This window comes from Flavobacterium sp. TN-1 (assembly GCF_052828645.1).
Genome location: NZ_CM128253.1, coordinates 2,347,754 through 2,365,903, shown reverse-complemented (window position 1 = coordinate 2,365,903; position 18,150 = coordinate 2,347,754). Strand labels below are relative to the sequence as shown.

Genomic DNA, 18,150 nt, shown 5'->3' with positions numbered 1-18,150 from the left:
ATACGAATAATTAAATTTTATTTTTTCAAAATAAAGCACAACATAACGGCTTTTTAATTAAATTTGCGTACTTACATTTAAGAAAATGGCACAAGTAGAAGAAAAAAAAGAATTAACTTTTGAAGATTTTAAAACAGAAGTTTTAAATGATTATAAAATTGCGCGCATCAGTCGCGAATGTAGTTTATTAGGTCGTAAAGAAGTTTTAACAGGAAAAGCAAAATTCGGCATTTTTGGCGATGGAAAAGAAATCCCTCAACTTGCTTTAGCAAAAGCATTTCAAAATGGCGATTTCCGTTCTGGTTATTATCGTGACCAAACTTTTATGATGGCCATAGGTGCTTTGAGTATTGAACAATTTTTTGCGGGTCTTTATGGACATACAGATTTAGCATTCGATCCTATGAGTGCAGGTCGTCAAATGGGAGGCCATTTTTCAACACACTCATTAGATGAAAATGGAAATTGGAATGACTTAACCAAACAAAAAAATTCAAGTGCTGACATTTCTCCTACAGCGGGACAAATGCCACGCTTATTAGGTTTGGCACAAGCATCTAAAATATTTCGAAATGTAGAAGGAATAGACACTACTAATTTTTCTGTAAAAGGAAATGAAGTAGCTTGGGGAACCATTGGAAATGCCTCAACTTCAGAAGGATTGTTCTTTGAAACAATCAATGCAGCAGGCGTATTACAAGTTCCTATGGTAATGAGCGTATGGGATGATGAATACGGTATTTCAGTACACGCACGTTATCAAACCACAAAAGAAAATATATCCGAAATATTAAAAGGTTTCCAAAGAGATCAAACAAACAATGGTTTCGAAATACTAAATGTAAAAGGTTGGGATTATCCTGGCTTAGTAGAAACCTACCAACAAGCTTCTAAAATAGCAAGAGAAGAACATGTACCTGTATTAATTCACGTAAATGAATTAACCCAACCCCAAGGTCATTCAACTTCAGGATCGCATGAACGTTACAAATCCGTTGAACGTCTCGCTTGGGAAACAGAATTTGACTGCCTATCTCAAATGCGTAAATGGTTGCTAGAAAACAGTTTAGCCACAACCGAAGAATTAGACGAAATTGATACTCAAGCTAAAAAGGATGTATTAGAAGGCAAAAAAACAGCTTGGAATAATTTTACAAACCCTATAAAAACCGAAAGAGACGAACTAGTAACGATCTTACAAAACATTGCATCTGAGTCAACAAATAAAGTTTTTATAGAAAAATATGCTCATGATTTAAATAACATAAAAGAACCTATTCGTAAAGACATTCTTATAACTGCACGTAAAGTGTTAAGAATGCTAATACAAGAAAATACCAAAACAACTCTAGCAAATTGGATTAGTCAATATATTACTAAAATTCAACCTAAATTTAGCTCTCATTTGTTCTCTCAATCAGAAAACAATGTACTTGCTATCAATGAAATAAAACCTACTTATGATGAAAATTCAGAAGAAGTAGACGCTCGTTTAGTTATAAGAGACAATTTTGATGCTATTTTTGCAAAATACCCACAAACTTTAATCTTTGGTGAAGATTCTGGAAACATTGGAGACGTAAACCAAGGTTTGGAAGGAATGCAAGAAAAATATGGCGAAATGCGTGTGAGTGATGCCGGTATTCGTGAAGCCACTATTCTAGGTCAAGGAATTGGTATGGCTATGAGAGGATTAAGACCTATAGCAGAAATTCAATATTTAGACTACTTATTATACGCCATTCAAATCATGAGTGATGATCTTGCAACACTACAGTATCGTACAGCAGGTCGTCAGAAATCACCTTTAATCATAAGAACTCGCGGTCATCGTTTAGAAGGCATTTGGCATTCTGGGTCACCTATGGGAATGATTATAAATGCAATTCGAGGCATTCATGTATTAGTTCCTCGTAATATGACAAAAGCGGCTGGATTTTACAACACTCTATTACAAACAGATGAACCCGCATTAGTAGTAGAATGTTTAAATGGTTACCGTTTAAAGGAAAAAATGCCTACGAATCTAGGTGAGTTCAAGACACCTATAGGCATTACAGAAACACTCAAAGAAGGGAAAGACATAACTATAGTATCCTACGGCTCTACTTTACGTTTAGTAGAACAGGCAGCAAAAGAATTACTAGAAATAGGAATTGATATAGAAATTATTGATATTCAATCATTGCTCCCTTTTGATATTAACCATGACATTGTAAAATCAGTAGCAAAAACAAATCGTTTGTTAATTGTTGATGAAGATGTACCAGGTGGTGCTGCTGCCTATATTTTACAACAAATTGTAGAAGAACAAAAAGCTTATAAATACCTAGATAGCCAACCAGAAACTCTTACTGCAAGGGCACACCGTCCAGCTTACGGTACTGATGGCGATTATTTTTCAAAACCTTCTGTGGAAGATATTTTTGAAAAAGTGTATGAAATTATGCACGAATCTAATCCTAGCAAATTTCCAAGCTTATACTAAAGTTATTTTTTTATTTTAAATAAAAAAGGAAAGTCTTTTTAAAATTTTTCCTTTTTATCATTCTCATCAAAGAATGTAAATAGACAATATGAATTAAAAAGTACTGATAATAAGGATTTTACTATCCTCCAAGTACCCAAGCTAGAAGTCACGTTATTACTTTTAGACACTCTCTTTTTTATTTAGAGCATAAAAAAGACAAGGAAAAAGAATTACACGTAAATTTTATCTTAACAAAACTAACCTCATTAATTATTTTAAAGGAGGTTAGTTTTATTATTTTATAAACAAAGGCTATTTTACTAAATCATAGCGATCAGAGTTCATAACTTTTACCCAAGCTTTAACAAAATCGTGTACAAATTTTTCTTTATTATCATCTTGTGCATAAACTTCTGCATAAGCTCTTAAAACAGAATTTGATCCAAATACTAAATCAACTCTTGTAGCAGTCCATTTTGTGATTCCGCTTTTTCTATCAACAATATTATAAAGATTTTCTGAAACAGGGGTCCAAGTATAATTCATATCTGTAATATTTACAAAAAAGTCATTACTTAAAATACCTTCTCTTTCTGTAAAAACACCTTGTTTTAGACCTCCATAGTTAGTACCTAAAACTCGCATACCACCAACTAAAACAGTCATTTCAGGTGCTGTAAGTCCCATCAGTTGTGTTCTATCTAGAAGTAACTCTTCTGGGGCAACAGCATAGTCTTTTTTTAGCCAGTTCCTGTACCCATCATGAATTGGTTCTAAAACAGAAAATGATTCCACATCTGTCATATCTTCTGTTGCATCTCCTCTTCCTGCATTAAAAGGTACTTTAATATTTATGCCTCCTTCTGCTGCTGCTTTTTCAATAGCTGCACAACCTCCTAAAACAATCAAGTCTGCTATACTAATATTCTGAGCCAATTGGGTCTTAATTTCTTGAAGTTTATTTAATACTTTTTCTAATCTTTGAGGCTCATTTCCTTCCCAATTTTTTTGAGGTGCTAAACGAATTCTCGAACCATTAGCTCCCCCTCTAAAATCAGAACTACGGAAAGTTCTTGCGCTATCCCATGCTGTATTAATTAGTTCTGTTTTAGTTAGTCCTGAGTTCAAAAGTTTTATTTTTAACTCTTCTATTTCAGCATCATTTAATTTGTAATCAACAACTGGGATAGGATCTTGCCAGATTAAATCTTCTTTTGGCACATCAGCTCCAAGATACCTATTTTTAGGACCTAAATCACGATGTGTTAATTTAAACCATGCTCTTGCAAATACATCTTCAAAATAAGCTGGATCTTTATAGAATTTTTCTGCTATTTTTCTATATTCAGGATCTAGTTTCATAGCCATATCTGCATCTGTCATAATAGGATTTCTACGTACTCCTTGTATATGCGCATCGAATGGTTTGTCTTCTTCTTTTATATTGATTGGTTCCCATTGCCAAGCATCTGCTGGACTTTTTCTTAGTTCCCATTCATAATTTAATAAAAGATGAAAATACGTATGATTCCATTTATCTGGAGTGGTTGTCCATGCTCCTTCTAACCCACTGGTTACAGTATTTTCGGCATTTCCTTTCCCTTCTGGATTGATCCAACCAAAACCTTGTGTTTCAACATCTGAAGATTCAGGATTTGGTCCCAAGATAGAAGCATCACCATTTCCGTGTGCTTTACCTACTGTATGTCCTCCTGCTGTTAATGCTACGGTTTCTTCATCATCCATAGCCATACGTTTAAACGTAGTTCGAACATCTTGAGCTGTTTTTAACGGATCTGGCTCTCCGTTAACTCCTTCAGGATTTACATAAATTAATCCCATTTGTACCGCTGCTAAAGGATTTTCAAGAGAGTCGCTATCCGCATCATCAAAATATCTTTCTTTTGCTAACCATTCTTTTTCTGCTCCCCAATAAATATCTTTTTCAGGATGCCAAATATCTTCACGCCCGCCTGCAAAACCAAATGTTTTAAAACCCATTGATTCATAAGCCATATTTCCTGCTAGGATTATTAAATCTGCCCAAGAAATTTTATTTCCATATTTTTTCTTAATGGGCCATAACAATCTACGTGCTTTATCTAAATTACCATTATCAGGCCAACTATTAAGTGGAGCAAAACGTTGATTTCCTGTATTGGCTCCACCTCGTCCATCTGCTAAACGATACGTACCTGCTGCATGCCATGCCATTCTAATCATTAAACCTCCATAATGTCCCCAATCTGCTGGCCACCAGTCTTGGCTTTCTGTCATTAGTTTTTTTAAATCATTTTTTAATGCTTCAAGATCAAGTTTTTTAAATTCTTCTGCATAATTAAAATTTTCACCTAAAGGATTTGTCTTAGTATCGTGTTGATGTAGAATATCAAGATTAAGTGCATTAGGCCATTTATCTACAACCGATTTTTTAATTTCGGTGTTAGCTCCTTGGTGAAAGGGACATTTTCCTTCTTTTGATTTGTTCATAGTTTTTTATTTAAATTTTATTTTTTATTATATTAGGGTTTTAAAAATTTACCTCATGGCTTTTTTGTAATTCAGTAATAACTTTTATAAAAGTGTATCATCATTTTGGTTTGATTACAAACCTAAAGAATAGTCAATTTATAAAGATTTTATTTTTTATCTAACTCAAATATACCAAAAATCGTTGTGTTTTCTAAAAAAGACTACCTGAATTATTTATTATTATTAAGTCAAATGAGTTAATTTTTCTAATATTTAATATTAGTTTTTATATAAGTAAATAGTATGCTTTTGTTTTTAAAATAAATGTTTTTTAGTGAAAGTGTTTTTTCTAAAAGGAATAGGAATTTTTCAATGATAATTTATTTAGATAAAATTATACGATTGAAATTTATTACGATATAGTATTTTAAAATTTTAGTTTGGTATTTCTTCTCCCTTTTTATGAACTAGGGTGTAAAAATTAAGGTAATTTGAAAATATCTCTTTTTTTGTTCAATTATTTAGGGTTTATTATGTTTGACTTATATATTAATAACTAATTTATGGTGATTTCGTACAATTCAATTGGCAATTGATCGGGATCTTGAAAAAAGGTAAATCTTTTTTGCGTAAATTCATCAATTCTTATAGATTCGACTATGATATTATGTTTTTTTAATTTTTCTATCATTTCTTCTAGATTTGAAACTTCAAAGGCTAAATGTCTTAATCCACAGCTTTCTGGTCTTGAAACTCTCATTGGAGGATTTGGAAAGGAAAATAGTTCAATAATATAGTTTCCATTTAATGCTAAATCTAGTTTATAAGATTGTCTTTCTTCTCTATATGTTTCTTTAATGATTTCTAATTCTAAAATTTTAGTATAAAAATATTTTGACTTTTCGTAGTCTGAACAAATAATGGCTATATGATGAATACTCTTTAACATATTTTGTTTTAAACGCATTAAGGCAACATATAATTGTTGCCTTAAATTATTTTTGAGAATTAAATTAAAGTTTTTGAAGTTCTTTTAAAACAGCTTCTCCAACTCCATGAGCGGATTGTGGATTTTGTCCTGTCACGACTCTTTGGTCAACTGCTACGTGAGATTGCCATAGTCCTGATTTTTCAAATTTTGCACCACGTTCAATAAGTTTAGTTTCTAGACTAAATGGCACGACATTTTCTAATTTTATTGCACTTTCTTCTTCATTGGTAAAAGCGTTTATTTTTTTTCCATCAACTAAATATTTACCATTACTAAGTTTAATATTTACCAAACCTGCTGGTCCATGACAAACAGCACTTACTACACCATTATTTTCATAAATTTTTTGTGCAATTAGTGCTAGTTCTTCATTGTCTGCAAAATCCCACATGGTGCCATGTCCTCCTGCATATAAGATAGCTACGTAATCTGACGGATTAATATCCGATGGTTTCATTGTATTTTGGATTTTAGCTTGATATTTTTTGTCAGTTAAAAATCTTTGGTCGATAGGGTCTTCATTATTTTCTCCATAATATGAAGGATTACCTCCTTTAGGGCTAACAAATTCTATTTCATATCCTGCATCACTTAAAACAGCCCAAGGGTGAGTTACTTCTCCTAAATAATATCCCGTAGATTGACCTGTTTCTCCGAGTTTGTTGTGGCTCGTAACCACAAATAAAATTTTTTTATTCATTTTTTTTCTATTTAAAGTTTGCGCATTTACTTGACATAAACCACTAAAAGTAATATAACTTAGAATTATTATAATTCTTGTCGAAATGTTTTGAAACAATTTATTCATTGTCTTACTGTTTTTAGTTGGTTGCAAATTTCATCGCATTCTTTTTCTTCTCATAGGAGATAAATCACAAGTTTTATGTGATGTATATCACACTTAAGAACTAAAACGGCTAAGGGTTTCTCTTGAAACACCTAAATAAGAAGCAATTAGGGTTTTAGGCACTCTTTGAAATAATATTGGATAATTTTCACGAAGTTGCTCGTATCTTTCTTTAGCATTGCTATTTAATAAAGATAGTATTCTTCTTTGTAAGGCCATATAACCTGAATTGGATTTTTTTCTAAAAAAGTGTTCTATTTTGTGCATATCTGCACATAATTTTTCTCTATTACACAAGGATAGACAAAGTACTTCTGTTGCTTCAATGCAGTCTATATTTAATATAGACTTTGTTTCATTAAAATAAGCTTGATAATCCGTAATCCACCAATCTTCCATTGCAAACTGCATGATGTGTTCTTTACCGTCTTGATTAACATAATAAGCTTTTAAAAGACCTTTTGTGACAAAATGATCATTTTGCACAAAATCTCCTTCTTGAATCAAATATTGGTGTTTTTTTAACTTTTTGGTTGTAAAATGAGACAAAATATATTCAAATTCTTTATCTGTTAATGGCGTAATTTTTTCTATTTGATGTCTTAGTATCTCGCTCATCTTTTTGTAAACTGTATTTTTTTTAATCGGATATTATTTTTGGTTGTTTAACCTGCTATTAGGTAAATATAGTGTAAAAGATAAAAAAGACAAAGTTTAGCTAGATGGTTTTCTGTTAATCTTGATGTAAAAAGTATGATTTTTTAGAAATATTGGTTCTTTAGCAACAATAATGTTTTGTCTATTTTTCTACATTATTCAACTTTCATAATACCATTTAAACTTAAAATATACTGGATTAAAAAATAAAGTTCTTGATACGTTTTTTCTTTTTTAAAACAATTTGAACAAACGGTTGAGTATATCGAGCGCGAAGCGTATCGAGAACCAACGCTAATTTTTATTGTTTTTGTAGGATAGTGTCTAAATCAACATTATGTGATTTCTCCCTTTGATAGAAATGACAAGATTGCGAACTTTTTGGACAGTCTCAAGGTTAAAAAATATTATTATATGGAAATTTCAAAGTTTAAATGGTATTACTAATTTATTTTCAATTATTTTTATCTTTTTTACTATGGAAATACAGATTGGTTTTATAAATATTAGGTAAAGACTAACACTCCATACTATGAATACAATTTTCGATTTTTTTTTATGTGTATTTCCAGAGTCCTCTTTTGTGAATAAGGGAATTAAAAATAGTGAAAGTAAGGAGTTCCTGATTATAGAAAAAATTAGCATCTTAATTATTGGGTCATTGAGTCCTCTAACTAATATGGAATCTGAATGATTATAAGGATTTATATAAATTCTTATTTTTTAAGCTTTTTTTAATTTATCAAATAACTTTTCACAATCTTCCACGCTGTTAGATCCATAACCAAAAGCAATTTTATTATTTTTATATTTTTTGTTTTAAACAATATATACGTACCTAATCTTAACTTCGGATAACTTGTCTTTGTTATTATAAGCAGACGTTAGATTTTCAACCTCAGCAATTACTTCAATTCAATACTTTGTTTTTTCTGATTTACAAATATTTATTACAGTAAATAATAAGATCCAAAACTCTCTTAAAATAAAAGGGATAAAGAATAATATGACATATCTTGTGTGTGTTTGATAATTCTTCTTTATTTATTTATTTTTCTTTGAATATTATTTTTTACTAAATAACTTTTTATCAACTATAAATTAAACATTAAAGATACTATCAGATAGCATGAAAACTTTATATATTATTTTACTTAATTGTTTTTTAATGGTCGTTATCTCTTGACAAGGTTTGACAACCTGTTATTTTTAATGTGTTTTAAAAAACTAAATTAAAGGTTTAACAAATAAATACAAATATTTATAAATCAATTAATATAGTTACTTTATCTCATCTATTAATTTACCATATTATCTATAATCGCAATATGCACTGCTCTAAAAAAGTTAAATCTATTTAGGTGCAGTGCATTCTTATATGTTCTTATAATTTGCAAGTTAATTTTTATTTTTTTAGTATTCTAGTTCTGTAGCATGTTCTATGTTCCATTCTCCCATTATTTGACGATGAATATAACACGCATTGGCTTGTTTGAGTAATTCTTCTTTTTGTTCTTGGGATATATTTCCGTCAATATGAATAGCCACTTTTATAGTGGTTTTTAATCTGCTAGGTTCTTTCTTTATCTCTTCTGAAAGTTCTGCTTTGACTTCTCCTATTTCCCAGTTATTTTTTCGTGCAATAAAACGAACTGTTGCTACCTTACACATAGCTAAACCACTCAAGACTAATTCTGATGGACTTAAGCCTAGATCAGTACCTTTGCTTTCCAAAGGTTCATCACCAACTATGGTATGTGTTCCGTTAGTAATAATACTTTGGTATCCTTCTGGTAAATTTTTTATCTTGATTACTGCTCCCATAATGGTTTTTCTTTTTTAAATTGATCTAATGCTAAACCTAATAATGAACCCAATAATGCTATATGAATCATAATATTCATCCAATTTGCGGAAGGTATATGAACTGTTGTTAGAGCAACAAACATAACAAATGATAAAAAGCTATAGGAATAAAATAGTTTTTTATTAATAATGAGTAAAATTCCTGCAAGTAGTTCTAATGATGCTAAAATAATTGCTAAAATAAAAACGCCTGTATCTCCTAAAAAGCTCCAACCTGTGGACTTTAGAAAACCTGCCATATTTTGTAAACCTGCTCCTCCTAAAAAACCTTCAAAGAATTTTTCAAGTCCTCCCCAAATGAATAATAAACCAAAGGCTATTCTGATAATTAAATTTCCTAAATTCATTTTTTTTTTGTTAATAATTAAATTTCAGTTGCTATTGGAAAATCAATTTCAAAACCAGCTAAATTATGAATATAATTACTGATGATTTTATCCCCTACAGTAATAACTAAGTCTATTAAATTAGCTTCTGTATAACCCGCTTCAAAAAAAGTCTTTTTAGTTTCTTCTGTAGCTCTTCCTTTATTTTCTACTACTGATGCGGTAAACTTAACTAGGGCATCTAACTTAGAATCAAAAGAAGCTGTTCCTTTTCTTAATTCTATGATTTGATCATTGGTAAAACCATTCATTTTTCCCAAAACAGTATGCGCTGATTGACAATAACGACAACCATTAATTTGACTTGTAACAAGATTAATAACTTCTCTTTCTTTTGCTTTTAAAGTGTTTTTTCTATTTTGTAAAGTTAAGTAATCACCTAGTGCTGTTTCGTTTTTTGCATAATAGGCATATAAATTAGGTACGAAACCTAAGTCTTTTTGTAAATTATCAAAAATTACTTGATTGTTTTCGGATACTTCTACTCGTGTAGGAACTGTAAACTTTGTCATTGTTTTTAATTTTAAATATTAATAAATTAATTACAATGCAAAGATGAGGTAAGAATAAAGGAATCTGTTAGGTTATCGTTCCCGATGAGTTGTCCATATTTCCCAAAAGATGTTTTTTAAATTCTGACGGACTTAGATTTTCAGATTTTTTAAAGAAACGGCTGAAAGTTTGTATATCTTCAAACCCTATTTCGTATGCTATTTCTTTTATAGGTTTGTCTGTATATCTAAGCATTCTTTTAGCTTCTAAAAGTTTTCTTTCATGAATAATTTGTAATGGACTTTTGTCCGAAACTTTTGAAAAAAGATTAGCAAGAGTTTTTGCTGATTTATTTAATAATTCAGCATATTCTTTTACGGTATGTTTGTTTCTAAAATGTTGTTCTACTAAATAATGATATTCTCTAACTAAATCTACTTCTTTTATCTCTAATTTAGAAAAGTTCATTTGAGATTTATAGACACGTGTACAAAGTATGATAAATCTTTTTAACATCATTTGTAACATTTCTAATTGTAAATCATCTTTTGATTGCATTTCTACTTGAAACATTTGCCAAAATATTTCAAATTTATCAATTTCTTCTTTAGGTATTTGAAAATAAGGTAATTGATTGGCTCCATAAAATAAAAGTCCTTTACAACTTACTTCACTATCATGGTCTTTAACACAATAAAACTCGCGATTGAATTTTATTATTCTTGCTGTTTCTAAGTTTATAAATTCTATTTTATGGAATGCTGTCAGACAAAAAATAGTATTATTATTAAGAGATAATTTTATGCCTTCATAAGATACTTCGGATTCATTTCCTTTTACCCATACAAATAAAAGAGGATAAGATGAAGTATCATCAAAGGTTAATGAACTTCCTTTTTGTAAGTTTATTAACTCTATGTATTCGTCATTTAATCCTCTATATATCATTTAAATTTTATTTTGTAAATGGGTAAATATTTTCTTTGTTATGACTTGTTATTATTTTATAAATAAAATTGTATACAAATATAAATGAACCCTTTGAAATGTAATAGTACTTTTTGGGATAGTATTCATTAGTAGTTATTTTATCTTATTTCCCATATTTTTTTACTATTTCATAAAGTAGTTTGCTTCTGTATTCTAATGTTTCATTATCAAAATTATCAATAGGAGTAAATTCTATTCCTGTTTTATTCTTAAATTCAAAATTAAAGTTAGTAAATCTCGAATTTGTCTTGTGATAAAACGTATCAATTAGCGTCCTTTCGCAAACTAATCCATTATTATAAGTTTTTTTCTTTCCGTTATAATATTGTTCGTTATTAGAAATAATATTACCCAATTCTGAAGAAGTAACAATCCTCCTAATTTATACCATTTAAACTTAAAATATACTGGATTAAAAAATAAAGTTCTCGATACGTTTTTTTTCATTTTAAAAACAACTCGAACAGACGTTTTAGTATATAATTGAAATCATCGCATGGTATAAAATAAGAGCTATTTATTTTCGTTTCTTCATCAATAAATTTTTACAATTTCACTTTATTGTAGGTGTTTAGTATGTATAAAACCTTAATATTTATTTAAATAAAAAGGAAATGATAATACTTCTTATATGATTTTGTCTTTCTTATTTCTTTCGTAATAAACAAATAAAAAACTTCTGTTAATCTAAAAAAGTCTAACAGAAGTTACTTCTTTATTTCATTAAGTTTTTACATAATTTTATAAATACGATGTATTGGAATAGTAACTCCTTTTTTTAGAATTATTTCTTGATCTGTTACTCCCCAAACCGTTGTATCCACTACTTTTTTTGAAACGTCATCTTCAAAATAAATTTTAATTTTAGCATGTTCTACATTTCCTAATACCTGTGCTCTTTCTAACTCTGCTTTTAACTGTTTTCTATCCTTTAATTCTTCCAATACTTGTTCTGTAGGAAAATGTAGATTTTCAATTAATTCTTTTTCTATTAATTCAAATTTTGTTTCCATATATTTACACTTATTTTTATGGGTCTGAGATATTATAAATTTAATGATTTTTTACAATAAATTACATTTTTTTATGAATTCCTTTGCTTTTTTACCGTTTCAAAATTTAGAATCAGAACGATTAATCTTAAGAAAAATGACTCATAATGATGTAGATGAGGTATTTGCATTACGAAGTAATGCTGATAATATGCAATTTATACCGCGTCCTTTACTAAAAAACAAAATAGAAGCCTTAGAATTGATTGACACAATCAATAATAAAATTAAGGAAAATGAAGGAATTAATTGGGCAATTACTGAAAAACCGAATGATAAATTAATAGGTTTTTTAGGTCATTATCGCATACAAAGAGAAAATTATCGTTCTGAAATAGGTTATATGATATTACCCGAATATAGAGGCAAAGGTATCATTACAGAGGCTACTAAACTTATATTGGAGTATGGTTTTAGTCAAATGGGATTGCATTCTATAGAAGCTGTAATAGATCCCAAAAATCAAGCTTCTGCACGAGTATTAGAGAAATTAGGCTTTATAAAAGAAGGTCATTTACGAGAGAATGAATATTTTGAGGGTAAATTTTGGGATTCTGTTATTTATTCGATCTTAAAATCAGAATTTAACTTAAAAGATAGAAAGAAGTAGCATTCATATTAAGCATAAAAATTTGATTAAAATAAAAACTCCATTTTTTAGACAAAAGTTCTAAAAAATGGAGTTTTAAAAATTACAAGATCTACCTAATAATGGTTGTATTTAGAACCCTCTATGAATTTATCTTTCATTAGTCTTTTTCCCAATTTCCAACTACGGAAGTTGCTAAGGCATTACCTAAAACATTTGTTGCACTTCTGAACATATCGCAAAAATGATCTATTGGCAATATTAAAGCAATGCCTTCTACGGGAATATCAAACATTCCGCAAGTGGCTGCTACAACTACTAAACTAGCTCTTGGAACTCCTGCTATTCCTTTACTTGTTAGCATTAAAACTAATAACATTGTTAATTGAGTTCCTAAATCTAATGATACACCGTAGGCTTGTGCTATAAAAATACTGGCAAAAGTCATATACATCATACTACCATCTAAATTAAAGGAGTAACCTAATGGTAACATAAATGATACAATTTTGTCTTTTATACCAAATTTTTCTAATTCTTCTGTTAGTTTAGGAAAAACAGCCTCACTACTTGTTGTACCAAATGCAATTACTAAAGGTGAAATAATATGATTTAAAAGTATTTTTATTCTTTTTCCTAAAAACAAAGAACCTATAATTAGTAATACAATCCATAATGAAGTAATTCCTACTAAAAAGGAACCAAAGTACTTTGTATAAGTTAATAAAAGTTCTCCTAAATCACGAATGGCAAATACGCCTGCTATAGCTCCAAAAACACCTAGTGGGGCAAACTTCATTACATAGTTTACCATTTTTAAAATGATATGAGACATTTTATCTAATGCGTTTATAACCGATTTTGTTTGCTCTCCTAAGGAAGCAGCTGCTAAACCAAAAAAGATTGAAAAGATTACAATTTGTAAAATTTCATTAGTTGCCATTGCTTCTACAACACTTTTGGGAATTATGTGTTCAATAAAATTCTGTGCAGAAAAATTTTGTGTTTTTTCGGTAACTTCCGCTGCTGTGGTTATATCTACTCCACTTAAGTTTAATCCAGCTCCTGGTTCTAGAATATTTACCCAAAACATGCCTATTAATAATGATATAAAAGAAGCGGTAAAAAACCAGCCTAAGGCCTTTCCTCCTATTCGTCCAACCGCTTTGATATCTCCTAATTTAGCAATACCTACTACTAATGTTGTAAAAACTAGAGGTGAAATAATCATTTGAACTAAACGAATGAAAATAGTGGCTAACATTTTTATATATCCACTAAAATCTTTAGCAGTAGCCTCATCACAATTATTATGTATAAAAATCCCTAATGTTGCACCTAAAAGCATTGCTAATAAGATTTGCATAGTAAGATTTGAAAAAATAGATTTCTTAGAAACCTCGTTTTTAGTTATTTCCATTATTTAAATTGATAAATTTTATTTAATAAATAATAATCTGCCATTACTAAAGCAGCCATTGCTTCTACAATTGGTACGGCTCTTGGCACCACACAAGGGTCATGCCTGCCTTTTCCTTGTTGCTCTACAATATGTCCATCAACCGTTAGTACTTCTTGTTTTTGAATTAGAGTTGCCACAGGTTTAAAAGCTACCCTAAAATAAATATCCATACCGTTACTTATTCCTCCTTGTATTCCTCCTGATAAATTGGTTTGGGTGGTTCCATCTGGATTAAAACGATCATTATGTTCACTCCCTTTCATTTTAGCTCCACAGAAACCACTTCCATACTCAAAACCATGAACTGCATTTATAGATAGCATAGCTTTTCCTAATTCAGCGTGTAACTTATCAAAAACAGGCTCACCTAAACCTATTGGTACATTTTGGATTACACAAGTTATGGTTCCTCCTATTGTATCGCCTTGTTTTTTGATTTCTTTGATATGGTTTTCCATTAATTCTACAACCTCTAAATCAGGGCATCTAACGGGATTAGATTCTATTTTAGAGAAATCCAATTTTTGATACGGTTTGTTTATACTTATTTCTCCTACGGAAGATACGAAAGCGTTTATTTTGATTTGAGGAATTATTTGTTTTGCTACGGCTCCTGCTAATACTCTACAACTCGTTTCTCTTGCAGAACTGCGTCCTCCTCCTCTGTAGTCACGAAAACCGTATTTTTGATCATAAACATAATCAGCATGACTAGGTCTGTATGTATCTTTTATATGACTATAATCCTCTGTTTTTTGATTGGTATTAGGGATTATAAAACCTATAGAAGTACCTGTTGTTTTTCCTTCAAAAATTCCGGATAAAAATTGTACTTCATCTTCTTCTTTACGTTGTGTAACAATAGAGGATTGACCAGGCTTACGTCTTTGCATCTGTTGATGAATGAAGGACATATCTAACTCAATTCCTGATGGACATCCTTCAATTACACCTCCCAAAGCTTGTCCATGTGATTCTCCAAAAGTGGTTACTTTTAATATATTTCCAAAAGAATTTCCTGCCATTAGATTAGAGTATTATTAACAAATAGTAAGAGAATGTTTTTTAAATAAGTTTATTTTGTTTTTTTTCAGAACATTCAAAAAAATTAAGGCTGTCTATCTAAAACAGCCTTATTTAATATTTGTACTATGAATTAAAAAACGAACATAGCTCGCTCGCTCATCATTTCATTTACTTCATTAGCTACTTCTTCAATTACTTCTTCATTTGTATGATTCATCAATACACGATCTATCAGTTCTACAATTTTATCCATATCCGCTTCTACTAGACCACGAGTCGTAATAGCGGGTGTTCCAACACGAATACCTGATGTTATAAAAGGTGATTTATCATCAAAAGGAACCATATTTTTATTTACTGTAATCTCTGCTTTTACTAATACATTTTCGGCTTCTTTTCCTGTTATTCCTTTATTGCGTAAATCTATTAACATCATGTGATTGTCTGTTCCTCCTGATATAATGTTATAGTCTCTTTTTATAAATGCTTCTGCCATTGCTTTTGCATTTTTTTGTACTTGCATTGCATAAGTAAAGAACTCATCTGATAAACATTCACCAAAAGCAACTGCTTTAGCAGCTATAATGTGCATTAGAGGACCTCCTTGATTACCAGGAAAAACAGCCATATCTAATAAGTTAGACATCATCTTTACTTCTCCTTTAGGGGTTGTATAGCCCCAAGGGTTTGGAAAATCTTGTCCCATCATAATCATACCTCCACGAGGACCACGTAATGTTTTGTGGGTAGTGGTTGTTACAATATGGCAATGAGGAATTGGGTCATTCATTAATCCTTTTGCTATTAAACCTGCTGGGTGAGAAATGTCTGCCATTAAAATAGCTCCTACAGAATCCGCAATTTCACGAAAACGTTTAAAGTCCATATCACGAGAATACGCGGAAGCACCTGCAATAATTATTTTAGGCTGTTCTTTCGTAGCTATTTCCTGAATTTTATCATAATTTAACATTCCTGTTTCTTGATCTACTCCATAAAAAACAGGGTTGTATAATTTTCCTGAAAAATTTACAGGAGATCCGTGCGTTAAATGGCCCCCATGTGATAAATCAAAACCTAAAATTGTATCTCCTGGTTGTAAACAAGCTGCAAAAACAGCTGTATTAGCTTGAGATCCTGAATGAGGTTGTACATTTACATACGCTGCTCCAAACAAAGCTTTCGCTCTATCAATAGCAATTTGTTCTACCACATCTACTACTTCGCAACCTCCATAATACCTTTTACCTGGGTAACCTTCTGCATATTTATTAGTTAAACAAGAACCTGCCGCTTCCATTACTTGGTCGCTTACAAAATTCTCAGAAGCAATTAATTCAATACCGTGAATTTGTCTATCTTGTTCATCAAGAATTAAATCGAATATTTGTTCGTCGCGTAACATTTTTGAATATTTTTTTATAAATGGTTGTCAAAAATACAAAAAGTGTTTGGTATAATCCCAATAGAAACTATATTTGAGGTGTAAAAATTAATTAAAATCACAAAAAAATATAATATGCCTATTACAGCTAACAATCCTGAAAGAAGATCATGGTTAGAAGTATCATCTACCAGCGATTTTCCTATTCAAAATATTCCATTTGGTATTTTTTTAACAAAAGACGATATTGTAACCGTTGGTACTCGTATTGGAGATTACGCTATTGACTTAGGAGCATTGCATCAATTAGGATATTTTGAAGGAATTGATTTAACAGATGATGTTTTTCTTCAAGATGCTTTAAATGAATTCATTTCTTGTGGAAAAAAAACATGGCGATTAGTTCGTAATCGTATTGCGGATATTTTTGATGCTGAAAATGCAGATTTAAGAGATAATGATAAACATCGTGAAGTAGTCATTTTTAAAATAGAAGATGTAGAAATGCAACTTCCTGTTTTTGTAGGGGATTATACTGATTTCTTTTCAAGTAGAGAACATGCTACAAATACAGGAAAAATGTTTCGTGATCCCGCTAATGCTTTATTACCAAACTGGTTACATATCCCTGTAGGGTACCATGGAAGAAGTTCTACGATTGTGCCATCAGGAATTCCAGTGCATCGTCCTATGGGACAAACTATGCCTCCTGATGCAACAGCTCCTATATTTGGTCCTTCTCGTTTGGTAGATTTTGAATTAGAAACAGCCTTTATAACTACAGATGCCAACCTAATGGGCGAAAATATCCCAGTAGCTGAAGCCGAAGACTATATTTTTGGTATGGTATTACTAAATGACTGGAGTGCTCGTGACATTCAAAAATGGGAATATGTTCCTCTGGGTCCTTTTTTAGCTAAAAATTTTGCAAGCTCTATCTCTCCTTGGATTGTTACTATGGATGCTTTAGAACCTTTCCGTTGTGCATCACCTGTTCAGGAACCAACACCTCTTCCCTATTTACAACAAACTGGTGAACATGCTTTTGACATCAAATTACAGGTAAGTATAACTCCTGAGGATTCGGAAGAAACCATTATTAGCAATACTAATTTCAAATATATGTATTGGACTATGAATCAACAGTTAGCACATCATACTATTAACGGTTGTCGTATAAACTCTGGTGATATGATGGGATCTGGTACAATATCTGGCCCTACTGAAGATTCTCTTGGATCTATGTTAGAATTAACATGGGGTGGAAAAAACCCTATTCTTTTAAAAGATGGTTCTGAAAGAAAATTCATTAATGATGGTGATACTGTTATTATGAGAGGCTACTGCCAAAATGAAGAGATAAGAATTGGTTTTGGTGAGGTTTCAAGCAAATTATTGCCTCCTATTCCTACTAAATAAAACATTTTTTAATACTCCGAAAGATTCGGAGTATTTTTTGGCTTGAA

General features: G+C 30.7%; 16 protein-coding genes. 3 read left to right on the top strand and 13 right to left on the bottom strand.

Going from position 1 to position 18,150, the window contains the following annotated elements; genetic code table 11:
- The first annotated feature begins 85 nt into the window (after positions 1 to 85).
- Complete coding sequence (locus tag ACUXZJ_RS10435) at positions 86 to 2,488, top strand: alpha-ketoacid dehydrogenase subunit alpha/beta (RefSeq protein WP_060382049.1); 2,403 nt, start codon at positions 86 to 88, stop codon at positions 2,486 to 2,488.
- Between the two features lie 294 nt (positions 2,489 to 2,782).
- Here the strand turns inward: ACUXZJ_RS10435 and katG are convergent, their stop codons facing one another.
- The 10 genes from katG to ACUXZJ_RS10385 form a co-directional block, all read right to left on the bottom strand.
- On the bottom strand, positions 2,783 to 4,960 hold the full coding sequence (gene katG, locus ACUXZJ_RS10430) for a catalase/peroxidase HPI (protein ID WP_063743960.1): 2,178 nt from the start codon (positions 4,958 to 4,960) through the stop codon (positions 2,783 to 2,785).
- 538 nt (positions 4,961 to 5,498) lie between these two features.
- The gene (gene gloA2 / locus ACUXZJ_RS10425) at positions 5,499 to 5,891 is read right to left on the bottom strand and encodes an SMU1112c/YaeR family gloxylase I-like metalloprotein (protein WP_060383819.1); all 393 of its coding nucleotides are present in this window, start codon (positions 5,889 to 5,891) and stop codon (positions 5,499 to 5,501) included.
- A gap of 64 nt (positions 5,892 to 5,955) precedes the next feature.
- Positions 5,956 to 6,633 carry a type 1 glutamine amidotransferase domain-containing protein gene (locus ACUXZJ_RS10420; protein ID WP_060383818.1) on the bottom strand — a complete coding sequence of 226 codons (678 nt, stop codon included), beginning with the start codon at positions 6,631 to 6,633 and terminating at the stop codon, positions 5,956 to 5,958.
- Positions 6,634 to 6,834: 201 nt separating this feature from the next.
- Positions 6,835 to 7,398 (bottom strand): Crp/Fnr family transcriptional regulator, encoded by a 564-nt coding sequence (locus ACUXZJ_RS10415; RefSeq protein WP_060382047.1) that lies wholly within the window; start codon positions 7,396 to 7,398, stop codon positions 6,835 to 6,837.
- 1,452 nt (positions 7,399 to 8,850) lie between these two features.
- Positions 8,851 to 9,261 carry an OsmC family protein gene (locus ACUXZJ_RS10410; protein WP_060382046.1) on the bottom strand — a complete coding sequence of 137 codons (411 nt, stop codon included), beginning with the start codon at positions 9,259 to 9,261 and terminating at the stop codon, positions 8,851 to 8,853.
- Positions 9,249 to 9,650: a DoxX family protein gene (locus ACUXZJ_RS10405; RefSeq protein ID WP_060382045.1), complete on the bottom strand. Its 402-nt coding sequence runs from the start codon at positions 9,648 to 9,650 to the stop codon at positions 9,249 to 9,251. Before ACUXZJ_RS10405 ends, ACUXZJ_RS10410 begins: the two co-directional genes overlap by 13 nt.
- 17 nt (positions 9,651 to 9,667) lie before the next feature.
- Positions 9,668 to 10,201, bottom strand: a complete 534-nt coding sequence (locus tag ACUXZJ_RS10400) for a carboxymuconolactone decarboxylase family protein (protein ID WP_060382044.1) — start codon at positions 10,199 to 10,201, stop codon at positions 9,668 to 9,670.
- 67 nt (positions 10,202 to 10,268) lie between these two features.
- Positions 10,269 to 11,129, bottom strand: a complete 861-nt coding sequence (locus ACUXZJ_RS10395; protein WP_063743961.1) for a helix-turn-helix domain-containing protein — start codon at positions 11,127 to 11,129, stop codon at positions 10,269 to 10,271.
- Positions 11,130 to 11,274: 145 nt separating this feature from the next.
- Positions 11,275 to 11,526 carry a hypothetical protein gene (locus ACUXZJ_RS10390; RefSeq protein WP_060382042.1) on the bottom strand — a complete coding sequence of 84 codons (252 nt, stop codon included), beginning with the start codon at positions 11,524 to 11,526 and terminating at the stop codon, positions 11,275 to 11,277.
- A 376-nt stretch (positions 11,527 to 11,902) separates the two neighbouring features.
- Positions 11,903 to 12,184, bottom strand: coding sequence for a hypothetical protein (locus ACUXZJ_RS10385; protein ID WP_060382041.1), 282 nt, complete (start codon positions 12,182 to 12,184; stop codon positions 11,903 to 11,905).
- Between the two features lie 73 nt (positions 12,185 to 12,257).
- On the opposite strand from ACUXZJ_RS10385, the gene ACUXZJ_RS10380 reads away from it, so the two are divergent.
- A complete protein-coding gene (locus ACUXZJ_RS10380; protein ID WP_060383817.1) occupies positions 12,258 to 12,833 on the top strand; it encodes a GNAT family N-acetyltransferase in 576 nt (191 codons plus the stop codon).
- Between the two features lie 139 nt (positions 12,834 to 12,972).
- Here ACUXZJ_RS10380 and ACUXZJ_RS10375 read toward each other — a convergent pair whose 3' ends face one another.
- From ACUXZJ_RS10375 to glyA, 3 genes are all read right to left on the bottom strand, one after another.
- Positions 12,973 to 14,232 carry a dicarboxylate/amino acid:cation symporter gene (locus ACUXZJ_RS10375; RefSeq protein ID WP_060382040.1) on the bottom strand — a complete coding sequence of 420 codons (1,260 nt, stop codon included), beginning with the start codon at positions 14,230 to 14,232 and terminating at the stop codon, positions 12,973 to 12,975.
- The gene (gene aroC, locus ACUXZJ_RS10370) at positions 14,232 to 15,299 is read right to left on the bottom strand and encodes a chorismate synthase (RefSeq protein WP_063743962.1); all 1,068 of its coding nucleotides are present in this window, start codon (positions 15,297 to 15,299) and stop codon (positions 14,232 to 14,234) included. The genes ACUXZJ_RS10375 and aroC overlap by 1 nt, the downstream gene beginning before the upstream one ends.
- A 131-nt stretch (positions 15,300 to 15,430) precedes the next feature.
- Complete coding sequence (glyA, locus tag ACUXZJ_RS10365; RefSeq protein ID WP_060382038.1) at positions 15,431 to 16,705, bottom strand: serine hydroxymethyltransferase; 1,275 nt, start codon at positions 16,703 to 16,705, stop codon at positions 15,431 to 15,433.
- Positions 16,706 to 16,819: 114 nt separating this feature from the next.
- Here glyA and fahA point away from each other — a divergent pair, with 114 nt between their 5' ends.
- Entirely contained in the window at positions 16,820 to 18,103 is a 1,284-nt protein-coding gene (gene fahA, locus ACUXZJ_RS10360) for a fumarylacetoacetase (RefSeq protein ID WP_060382037.1), read from the top strand.
- Positions 18,104 to 18,150 lie beyond the last annotated feature (47 nt).